11 protein-coding genes and 1 pseudogene are annotated in these 8,971 nt (G+C 67.0%); 3 read left to right on the top strand and 9 right to left on the bottom strand.

The window, feature by feature from the left end:
* Positions 1 to 26 precede the first annotated feature (26 nt).
* Both ACESL9_RS15715 and ACESL9_RS15710 read left to right on the top strand, forming a co-directional pair.
* The gene (locus tag ACESL9_RS15715; RefSeq protein ID WP_372675144.1) at positions 27 to 284 is read left to right on the top strand and encodes a hypothetical protein; all 258 of its coding nucleotides are present in this window, start codon (positions 27 to 29) and stop codon (positions 282 to 284) included.
* 173 nt (positions 285 to 457) lie between these two features.
* Positions 458 to 820 carry a hypothetical protein gene (locus ACESL9_RS15710; RefSeq protein ID WP_372675143.1) on the top strand — a complete coding sequence of 121 codons (363 nt, stop codon included), beginning with the start codon at positions 458 to 460 and terminating at the stop codon, positions 818 to 820.
* Positions 821 to 964: 144 nt separating this feature from the next.
* On the opposite strand, the gene speB (ACESL9_RS15705) is transcribed toward ACESL9_RS15710, so the two are convergent.
* Genes speB (ACESL9_RS15705) through ACESL9_RS15670 form a run of 8 tightly spaced genes read right to left on the bottom strand, consistent with a single transcriptional unit; the run spans position 965 to position 7,747 of the window.
* On the bottom strand, positions 965 to 1,912 hold the full coding sequence (gene speB, locus ACESL9_RS15705; protein WP_372675142.1) for an agmatinase: 948 nt from the start codon (positions 1,910 to 1,912) through the stop codon (positions 965 to 967).
* A complete protein-coding gene (gene speB / locus ACESL9_RS15700) occupies positions 1,909 to 2,922 on the bottom strand; it encodes an agmatinase (protein WP_372675141.1) in 1,014 nt (337 codons plus the stop codon). Before speB (ACESL9_RS15700) ends, speB (ACESL9_RS15705) begins: the two co-directional genes overlap by 4 nt.
* Positions 2,919 to 3,779, bottom strand: a complete 861-nt coding sequence (locus ACESL9_RS15695; protein WP_372675140.1) for a polysaccharide deacetylase family protein — start codon at positions 3,777 to 3,779, stop codon at positions 2,919 to 2,921. Before ACESL9_RS15695 ends, speB (ACESL9_RS15700) begins: the two co-directional genes overlap by 4 nt.
* Before the next feature lie 12 nt (positions 3,780 to 3,791).
* The gene (locus ACESL9_RS15690; protein WP_372675139.1) at positions 3,792 to 4,457 is read right to left on the bottom strand and encodes an SDR family NAD(P)-dependent oxidoreductase; all 666 of its coding nucleotides are present in this window, start codon (positions 4,455 to 4,457) and stop codon (positions 3,792 to 3,794) included.
* Complete coding sequence (locus ACESL9_RS15685) at positions 4,451 to 5,215, bottom strand: SDR family NAD(P)-dependent oxidoreductase (RefSeq protein ID WP_372675138.1); 765 nt, start codon at positions 5,213 to 5,215, stop codon at positions 4,451 to 4,453. Before ACESL9_RS15685 ends, ACESL9_RS15690 begins: the two co-directional genes overlap by 7 nt.
* Positions 5,212 to 5,988, bottom strand: a complete 777-nt coding sequence (locus ACESL9_RS15680) for an ABC transporter ATP-binding protein (RefSeq protein WP_372675137.1) — start codon at positions 5,986 to 5,988, stop codon at positions 5,212 to 5,214. The genes ACESL9_RS15685 and ACESL9_RS15680 overlap by 4 nt, the downstream gene beginning before the upstream one ends.
* Positions 5,985 to 6,737: an ABC transporter permease gene (locus tag ACESL9_RS15675; protein WP_372675136.1), complete on the bottom strand. Its 753-nt coding sequence runs from the start codon at positions 6,735 to 6,737 to the stop codon at positions 5,985 to 5,987. Before ACESL9_RS15675 ends, ACESL9_RS15680 begins: the two co-directional genes overlap by 4 nt.
* A gap of 8 nt (positions 6,738 to 6,745) precedes the next feature.
* Entirely contained in the window at positions 6,746 to 7,747 is a 1,002-nt protein-coding gene (locus tag ACESL9_RS15670) for an ABC transporter substrate-binding protein (protein ID WP_372675135.1), read from the bottom strand.
* A 114-nt stretch (positions 7,748 to 7,861) separates the two neighbouring features.
* Here ACESL9_RS15670 and ACESL9_RS15665 point away from each other — a divergent pair, with 114 nt between their 5' ends.
* A complete protein-coding gene (locus ACESL9_RS15665) occupies positions 7,862 to 8,767 on the top strand; it encodes a LysR family transcriptional regulator (RefSeq protein ID WP_372675134.1) in 906 nt (301 codons plus the stop codon).
* 20 nt (positions 8,768 to 8,787) lie between these two features.
* Here ACESL9_RS15665 and ACESL9_RS15660 read toward each other — a convergent pair.
* Positions 8,788 to 8,971, bottom strand: a pseudogene (locus tag ACESL9_RS15660) (cytosine deaminase); the annotation flags it as partial.

Genomic DNA, 8,971 nt, shown 5'->3' with positions numbered 1-8,971 from the left:
GATGACTGGCGCAAGGGGCGGCGGTGATGTGGGGTACCCTGCTGGCCGGGATCATGGCCCGGCCATGGGCGCGGCGGGCGGTGGCCATTGCCTTCGTCGCGCTCGCAGTCGCCCTGTTTTTACTCACCCTCCGCAAAGCGGGCGAGCGCGCCGGGCGCGCCGCCGAGCGGCTGGATCTGCTGGAGCGTAATGATGCGATTCAACGACAGATGCTGGACGCGGCCGCGCGCCGCCCTCGTGATCGTGACGCTCTTCTCGAGCGGTTGCGCGGGGGTCAGTTCTGACGCCCGGCCCAGCGCCTGCCCGCCGGTGGTGGCGTACAGCCCGGCTGAGCAGGCGCACGTGGCCGAGGAAGTCGCCGAGCTGCCCGAGGGGGCGCTGATCCCGGACTGGCTCGCTGATTACGCCGTCATGCGTGATCAGGCACGGGCCTGTGCGAGGAGGTAGTGGCGCGGGCTTGCCGGAAATCTCACTCAACCCGTTGATTTGCAACTGGACTGGTCGCAAAGAATACGCCTGTTGTCCGGGAAACCCGCTCACGGAGACAAGCTATGACCCCGAAACCCCCGAGAACACCGTCACGCTGACCGGCCATGACGGCAATGCCTTTACGGTTCTGGGCCGCTGCCGCCAGGCTGCACGAGAAGCTGGCCTGGCCGACGACGAAATCGCCACTTTCACGACCGAGGCCACGGCTGGCGACTACGACCATCTGCTTCAGACGGTCATGCGCTGGTTCGATATTCATGAGATCATTCGCTGGCCCGGCCTGTCCAGCGATGATAATCTCCCACGCAAAGCCGTGCAGCCACATCCTTGAATTCCGGATCGGCCGCGTAGTTACGCTCGAACTTACGTCGGGGTCGGGCGCGCTGACCGGTCTCGTGATAGATGCCAGCATCATACTAACGTCAACGGGGTCTTTGACACCAGTCAATCGGGAATGACCGCGGTCCCGACCTCCTCAGGCCCGTGCGTGCAGGGTCCGGCCGATGACGTTGAGCAATACCTGCGCGGCGAGGATCGACGTTGTCCCGGTGCGATCGTAATCGGGGGCAACCTCGACAAGGTCCATGCCCACCACGCGGCCTCGCTTGGCCAGTCCTGCGAGCAGTTCCAGCACCTCGTAGTACAGGAATCCGCCATGCGACGGCGTGCCGGTGCCCGGCGCGATCGACGGATCGAACGCGTCGATGTCGAGGGTGATGTAGTAATCCACGCCTGATGGGATCCGCGCCAGCGTGGCGTCGAGCCCGAGCTTGCGGATCTGGCGGACCGACAGGATGTCGCCACCCATCTCGCGCGCCGCGTCGTAGCCTTCCTTGGCGGTGGAAGAAACGTTGCGGATGCCGAAATGCGATATACCGGTCACATGCGCCTGTTCGGCGGCGCGGCGCATCGGGTTGCCGTGGCCGTACCGCACGCCATGCCGCTCGTCCACGAAATCCAAGTGCGCGTCGATCTGGACGACATGAACCGGGCCATGATCCGCGAACGCGCGGATGCACGGGATGTTGACTGAATGGTCGCCGCCCATGACCACCGGCAGCGCGCCCGCCGCCAGCGCCGCGCGCACGCCCGTCTCGATATTGGCGTGGCTGGACTCTGTGTCGGTATGGATGATGTCGGCATCGCCCATGTCGACGATCCGCGCGCCTTCAAGGTAGGTTACGTCGTCCTCGTGATCGTAAGCGCCCGCGTGGCCGAAGGAAAAGAGCGTGGACGCCTCGCGGATAGAGCGGGGTCCGAACCGCGCACCTGCGCGAAACTGGGTGCCGAAATCGAACGGAGCGCCCAGCACCGCCACATCGGCGTCGATGGTCGACCAGTCGGCCACGTAGGGCGATTTGGCGAAGGTCGCGATGCCGACAAAGGGCAGGTCCAGCCTGCCGGTCTCGTATCCGTGGCTCATGACGTGGCCTCCGGGATGGCGTCGCAGATCACCGGGGCGCGGCCATGCGCGCGGGCGGTGGCGGTGGCGGTCACGCACAGGATCTCGAAGAGGATCGACGCGCCGATCCACGCGGTCGTGCCCGAGGGGTCGAAGGGGGGCGCCACCTCCACCAGATCCGACCCGACGATGTTGGCCCCGTCGAGCGCGCGCACCAGTTGCTGCGCCTCGAAGGTGGAGAAGCCGCCGATCTCGGGCGTGCCGGTGCCGGGCGCCAGCGCGGGGTCTATGCCGTCGATATCGAACGACAGGTAGGCGGGGCGGTCGCCCAGGATCTCGCGCGCCTCGGCCATGACGCCCTCGGGACCACGGGCGCGGAACTCCTCGATGGGGATGATGCGGATGCCGCTTTCGGCGGCAAAGGCGCGGTCCTCGCCATCGTAGGTGGTGCCCCGGATGCCGACCATGACCATGCGCTCAGGGTCCAGCAGGCCCTCTTCGACGGCGCGGCGGAACGGTGTGCCGTGGGTGTATTTCACCCCGCCGAAATAGCCGTCGAAGAGGTCGGTATGCGCATCGAACAGCACGAATCCCAGCGGGCCGTCCTTGGCCAGCGCCCGCAGGACCGGCAGCGTCATCAGGTGATCACCGCCCAGCATGACGGGCACGACGCCGCCAGCCTTCAGCCTGGCACATTGCGCCTCGACCAGCCCCAGCGTCTGGGCGATGTCGGTGAGGTTCACCGTGGCGTCGCCGAAGTCGGCGCAGCGGGCGGTGTGGAAGGGGGCGGCACGAGTGGCCTGGTTGACCATGCGGATCATCGTGGACGCGTCGCGCAGCGCGCGCGGCCCGTGGCGTGCGCCGGGGCGGTTGGTGGTGGCGCCATCGAAGGGCACGCCGAAGAACCCGAGCTCGGCGCCCTCGGGGCTGTCGAGATGGCGGATCGGAAGCCGCATGAGCGAGGCGATGCCGGCAAAGCGCGGCACCTCCAGCGCGGAAACGGGCAGGTAGGCTGGATCGACGGGGATCATGCGGGTTCTCCTATCGTGTCGGTGCGTAGCGTGTCGCGGTTGGCGTTGGCGTGGGCGGCGATCTCGTCCAGGGGCGCGAACCAGGTGTCGCCTTGGGCCAGCACCTGTTCCAGCCACTGCTCCATCACCGCCCAGCGCGCAAGGCGGCCGGTCAGGAACGGATGCAGCACCGGCATCCAGAAGCCGCCGACGGCGCGCGCCGCCTCGTATTCCTCGAAGAACGCGCGCAGTCCGTCGGAGGGCCCGCGCACCGGCATCAGATAGCCGATTTCCTCGAAATGGGCAAAGGGCGGCCAGTCGTCGGTGCCCCAATGGGGTGGCAGTTCGATCAGCTTTCCCCGCGGCGCCTTCAGAAGATAGGGCATCTCGTCGGCCATCAGCGAGCTGTCATAGAGGAATCCCTCGTCGATCAGCCGGCCGATGATGCCGGGCGTGGCGTTATAGACCGGCGCGCGGTAGCCGCGGGGGCGGCGCCCGGTCATGCGCACATGCACCTCAAGCGCGCGGTGGAACAGCTCTGCCTCGCGGGCGTCGGAATGACCCATCGGATCCTCGTGGCGCCACGAATGGTGGCCGATCTCGTGACCGCCTTCGAGGATTGCCTCGACGGTGGCGGGATAGGCCTCCATCACCCAGCCGGGCATGAAGAAGGTCTGCCGTAGCCCCAGCCGTCGGTACGTGTCGAGGATGCGGGGCACCGCCACGGTCGGGCCGTAGCGGCCCATCGAGACCGGCGCGAGCCGAAGGTGCCCGTCCTCGGGTCGGGCGTTGCGGATAAGGCTGTCGGCGTCGATATCGAAGGTGATCGACGCAGCGAGGCGCTTGCCATCGGGCCAAGGAAGGGGATGCAGCAGCATGGGTGATCCTTTTCAGTGCATGGCCGCGCCGCCATCGGCGGAGTAGCATTGACCGGTGACGAAACTGGCGCGGTCCGAGGCAAGCCAGGCGATCAGCGCGGCGATCTCCTCGGGCCGGCCGATGCGGCCCAGCGGGTTGCCCGTCTCCAGCGCCTGCTGGTCGGCGCTCATCCCGCCGAAGCCCAGAAGGCCGGTGTCGACTGGGCCGGGGGCGACCGCGTTGACCAGGATGTCGGGCGCAAGCTCGCGCGCCCAGGACCGGGTCAGCGTCAGGATCGCGCCCTTTGTCGCGGCATAGGCCGACGAACCGGCCCGCCCAAGATAGGCAAGCTCCGAGGCGACGTTGACGATGCGCCCGCCGCGCGGGAGCCTGGGCAAGGCCGTCTGCGTCACCACGAACGGCCCACGCAGGTTGACGGCGATCTGGCGGTCGAAGTCGGCCAGCGGCATATCCGCGAGCCGCCCCTCGATCTGGATGCCGGCATTGTTCACCAGCACGTCGATGCATGGCAAGGGTGCCAGCGCGGCGGCGACCGACGCGGCGTCGGTCACATCCGCCACGAGATCGGCACCCTTGAGGTCCAGACCATGCACCTCGAACCCGTCCGCGCGCAGTGCGTCGCAGGCGGCAGCACCGATGCCGCGGGCCGCACCGGTGATGACGGCAACCTTCACCATGGCACCTCTCCGCGATCTATGCCCAGTGTCTGGCCGGTGATGTTGGCCGAAGCGGGCGAGGCCAGAAAGACGAACGCACCGGCGATGTCCGCAGGTTCCATCAAGCCGCCCGCGAGCGGCTGTGCTGCTGCGACCGCATCGATGATCTCGCCCTCCGAGGTGCCTGACCGCGCGGCCAGCGTGCGGGCTGACCGGATGGCCGCGTCGGTGCGGACCCAGCCGGGAGCGACCGCGTTGACGCGGATGCCGCTTGGGCCAAGCTCGGCCGCCCATGTCTTGGTAACGCCGATCACCGCATGTTTCGAGGCGACATAGGCGGCAAAGAAGGGCTCGCCCACGCGACCCCAGATCGAGGCGGTGTTCACGATCCGCGCGCCCGGCCTCATCTCGGCAACAGCCTGGCCGGTCACGATGGCCATGCCGGTCACGTTGATGTCCAAGATCCGGCGAAAGAGCGCCACCGCCTCGGGTGAGGTGTCGTCTAGAGGGGTGAGACGCTCCAGCCCGGCATTGTTGACCAGCACGTCAAGCGGGCCGGCCCGCGCGAGGGCCGCGGCGACCGCCTGCGGGTCGGTCACGTCGGCCCGCAGTCCCGTCGCCCCGATATCCGCGGCGGCGTCGAAGATCGCCTCGTCCTCGGCCAGCGCCCAGACCTGTGCGCCGGCCTCGACCATTGCCGCGGCAACACCAAGGCCGATGCCGCGGCTGGCCCCGGTGACAAGGATGCGGCTGCCGGTCAGGCCCTTGGGTGTCGTCATGCGGCGTCCTCCTCTTGGGATGCGGTGGAGCGTATGTGCTGCAGAAGCTCGTTGCGCAGCGCGAAGAAATCCGCGCCGGCGCGCATGTCCAGCGTGCGCGCCGGGCCGATGCGAGCGGTGACGTCCACCTGCGCAAGGATGCGTGCCGGCCGGCGGGTGAAGACGATCACCCTGTCGGCAAGGAACGCCGCCTCTTCCACGTCATGGGTGACGAAGATCACGGTCTTGCCCTCGTCGATCTGGATACGCCGCAACTCCAGTTGTAGAAACTCGCGCCGCTGCGCGTCGAGCGCGCCGAAGGGTTCGTCCATCAACAGTATGTCCGACCCTGCTGCGAGGGTCCGGGCGATGGCCACGCGCTGGCGCATGCCGCCGGAGATCTGGTTGGGCCATGCATCTGCAAAGGCGGTCAGCCCTACGAGATCGAGGAAATGCGTGACCTGATCGCGTTTCTGCCGGGCCGACAGGTCGCGCCGGTAACGCATGCCGTAGGCCACGTTGCCCGACACGGTCAGCCACGGAAAGGCGGAATAGGATTGAAAGACCATGCCGCGCCGGCGGTCGGGCCGGGTCAGCGCCTCGCCGTGCAGCATTATGTGGCCCGATGACGGCGCCTCCAGCCCGCCGACCATGCGCATCAGCGTGGTCTTGCCGCAGCCCGACGGGCCGAGGAAAGCGACCAGTTCTCCCTCGGCCACGTCCAGATCGAAGGGTTGAACCACCTCGGTGTCGCCGTAGGCCTTGGTCACGCGGTCGAAAGACAGGTAGCTCATCGTGTCAGGTATCCGAACCAGCGGCGGTGAAGGGCGCGCACGGTCTGGTCCGTGGCCAGCCCGATGATCCCGATGGTGACGACGCCGGCCATCACCTCGGGCGTCTGGAAAAAGCGCCGTGCCTGCCAGATCACGAAGCCAAGCCCGCTATTGGCGGCCACGATCTCGGCGATGATCAGATAAGTCCAGCACCAGCCCAAAGTGATGCGCATGTTGTCGACCAGCGTGGGCAGCATCGCGGGCAGCGACACGTCCGTCAGCCGACGCCAGCCGGGCGCGCCCACCGTCATCGCCGCCTCGTGGTATTCGACCGGCACGCGGCGTACATCGTCGGCCACCAGAAGCACCAGTTGAAAGAAGGTGCCCAGCCACAGCAGGAAGATCTTGGTGCCCTCGCCCACGCCGAACCAGATGATCGACAGCGGCACCAGCGCTGGGACCGGCAGGTAGCGGATGAAATCCACGATCGGATCCAGTGCGGCGCCGACGGGTCTGAACGACCCCATAAGGATGCCGATGGGCACAGCCATCGCTGCGGCCACCACGAAGGCTGACCAGACGCGCAAGGTCGAGATGCCCGCGTGATAGAGCAGGTCGCGGTCGTAGATCATCGCGCCGAGCGTGTAGAGCACGGTCGAGGGGGCAGGCAGGAACTTGGGCTGCACCGCCCCGCTGCGCGAGATCACCTCCCATATCAGCAGCAATGACAGCGTGCTTGCCGTACCGATGAGGACCTTCTGACTGGGCATCGTGCGGGTCAGCGGTCGTGACCGTCGAAGAGGCCGGTCAGCAGCGCATTGTCGATCTCCTCAACCGGGTCGAGCACGGTCTCGGCTGCGCCGTAGTCAATGTTGAGTTGCATCACCTCGTCGAACACGCCGTGCAGCTTGCCGGTCTCGCCGCCCGTCCCGAGAAACGCGACGGCGTCCTCATAGGTGGTGTAGTCCAGTGAGGTCTCGACGATCTCGGTCACGTCGGCGGCCGTCAGGCCGAAATACGGCGCCGCATACTCGGAGAACTGCTCCGGGTTCTCGCGCTGGAAAGCCACGGCGCGGTAGACGCAGCGCAATAGGCTTTCGAACTTGCCCGGGGTCTCGGCCAGGGCCGCATCGCGGGCCGTGATGATGTCGACGATGATGTCGGGCTCGTCCAGCGACGACACAAGGATGCGCGGGTCGCGCTCGGTGAGGATGCCGGCGGCCTGCGACAGGAACGGCTCGTAGGTGCCGACGGCAGAGATCGCGGGATCGTTGAACACCGCGATCGTGTCGGCGGTCGCGATCTCGCGCAATTCGAGGTCGTTGATCGACAGGCCGACCTTGGCCAGCTCCATCTGCAACAGCAGGCGGGCCGGGATATTGGGCTCTATCGCGACGGTTTTGCCTTCGAGGTCTGCGACGCTGTCGATGGTGCCGTCGACCAGCACGCCATCGCCACCGACCGACACGTCGATGGTGCCGATGATCGTGCCGGGCGTTTCGGGCGCGCGAGGGCGGCCCTGATGCTCGCCCACGGTGCGCATGTCGGCGTCGATATCACCACGCTCCATTGCGGCCATGACATTGGCGCGGTCGTCCTCGAACCGAAAGTCGAGCGACACGCCCTCCTCCTCGTAACACCCGAGATCCTGCGCCACGAGCGCGGGCGCGAACCCCACCCATGTCGGCGCGAGGATGCGGATCGTGGTGTCTTGTGCCGTGGCGGGTAGCCCGGTGAGGGCGGCAAACGCCGTGGCAGAGAGCATGGAGCGGGCGGGCATCTTTCAAACTCCTTTGATGTGAGACTGGATGGCTTCACTCTAGCCGCCTTGTCATCCGGGCATAAATGACGGAGTTTGCCCATATTGCATCGAGAAAACCCGAAGTGAAGCCCAATGCGCCGCCTGTCAGATGTCGATCTGAGACTGATCCGGATCTTCTGCACGATCGTCGAGTGCAAAGGCTTTCATGGCGCGCAGATTGCGATCAACATGGCGCAAAGTACCCTCAGCACGCATCTGGCCAGCCTCGAGGCCAAGCTGGGCTCGAAGCTGTGCCAGCGCGGGCGCGGCGGGTTTCGCCTGACTGCCGCCGGTGAGGACACATACGCCGCTGCGCAAGCGCTGCTGACCGATATCGAACGGTTCGAGGCGACGATGGACCGCGTGCATGGCCGGCAGGTCGCACGGCTGCGGATCGGGTTGATCGATTCGCTGACCACGTTCGCGGCGCTCGACCTGCCCGGCTGCGTCGCGCGCTTTGCCGCCGCCCATCCCGAGGCGTTGCTGGAAGTGGACACCGATACGCCCGCCGGGCTGCAGAACAGCCTGCTGGCCGCCACGCGGGATGTTGTGATCGGGGCATCGCTGCAACCGCTTCCGGGGCTGGACTATGCCGAGCTCGCGACGGAACTGCATCATCTCTACTGCGGAGAGACGCATCCGTGGTTCACGCGCCCCGACGCGGAGCTCGCGCAGGGGGATTTCCTGAAGGCGGCCTTCTCGGTGCGCAACTACATGCATTTTGACGACACCTACCGTCTTGGCCGGGTCACCGCACGGGCGACGGTGGGCAGCATGGAGGCACAGGAGATCCTTGTGCTTTCGGGCGCCTATCTGGGGTTCCTGCCCGCGCATCGCGGCGCAGCGTGGCAAGATGAGGGTCGGATGCGCGCGATCAAACCGAACGACTGGTCATTCAATTCCCGTTTTTTCGCGGCCTTCGATCCGCGCCGCGAAGGCGCAGCCTTGCGGAAAGCGTTCGTTGCCGAGTTGCGAGGCGCCTCGGGCGAGATGCGCTGATCGCGGCGCGCAAGGGCTGCCTAGTGCCGCGCCGGTCTGTCCGGCCGCCCGTCCAGCAACAGCCGGGGCGCGGGTGGCGCGGTTTCGCAGATGAGCTTGCCGCGCCGGATGACGTGGGTCCGGGTGGCCCGCGTCCGGATGGCGTCGATCGGATCCGTCGCATCCAGCAGCACCAGGTCGGCCGGCGCGCCGGTCACCAGCCCG

Origin of the sequence: Aquicoccus sp. (assembly GCF_041686535.1) — a bacterium.
GTDB lineage: Bacteria > Pseudomonadota > Alphaproteobacteria > Rhodobacterales > Rhodobacteraceae > Aquicoccus.
The sequence above is the reverse complement of the archived record's forward strand: the minus strand, read 5'-3'. Positions and strand labels throughout refer to the sequence as shown.

What these genes read in the sequence shown, in the direction of transcription:
- ACESL9_RS15670 (WP_372675135.1), bottom strand. Translation starts at nt 7,747, where the DNA reads ATGCCCGCCCGCTCCATGCTCTCTGCCACGGCGTTTGCCGCCCTCACC.
- ACESL9_RS15715 (WP_372675144.1), top strand. Translation starts at nt 27, where the DNA reads ATGTGGGGTACCCTGCTGGCCGGGATCATGGCCCGGCCATGGGCGCGG.
- ACESL9_RS15695 (WP_372675140.1), bottom strand. Translation starts at nt 3,779, where the DNA reads ATGCTGCTGCATCCCCTTCCTTGGCCCGATGGCAAGCGCCTCGCTGCG.
- speB (WP_372675141.1), bottom strand. Translation starts at nt 2,922, where the DNA reads ATGATCCCCGTCGATCCAGCCTACCTGCCCGTTTCCGCGCTGGAGGTG.
- speB (WP_372675142.1), bottom strand. Translation starts at nt 1,912, where the DNA reads ATGAGCCACGGATACGAGACCGGCAGGCTGGACCTGCCCTTTGTCGGC.
- ACESL9_RS15665 (WP_372675134.1), top strand. Translation starts at nt 7,862, where the DNA reads ATGCGCCGCCTGTCAGATGTCGATCTGAGACTGATCCGGATCTTCTGC.
- ACESL9_RS15685 (WP_372675138.1), bottom strand. Translation starts at nt 5,215, where the DNA reads ATGACGACACCCAAGGGCCTGACCGGCAGCCGCATCCTTGTCACCGGG.
- ACESL9_RS15680 (WP_372675137.1), bottom strand. Translation starts at nt 5,988, where the DNA reads ATGAGCTACCTGTCTTTCGACCGCGTGACCAAGGCCTACGGCGACACC.
- ACESL9_RS15690 (WP_372675139.1), bottom strand. Translation starts at nt 4,457, where the DNA reads ATGGTGAAGGTTGCCGTCATCACCGGTGCGGCCCGCGGCATCGGTGCT.
- ACESL9_RS15675 (WP_372675136.1), bottom strand. Translation starts at nt 6,737, where the DNA reads ATGCCCAGTCAGAAGGTCCTCATCGGTACGGCAAGCACGCTGTCATTG.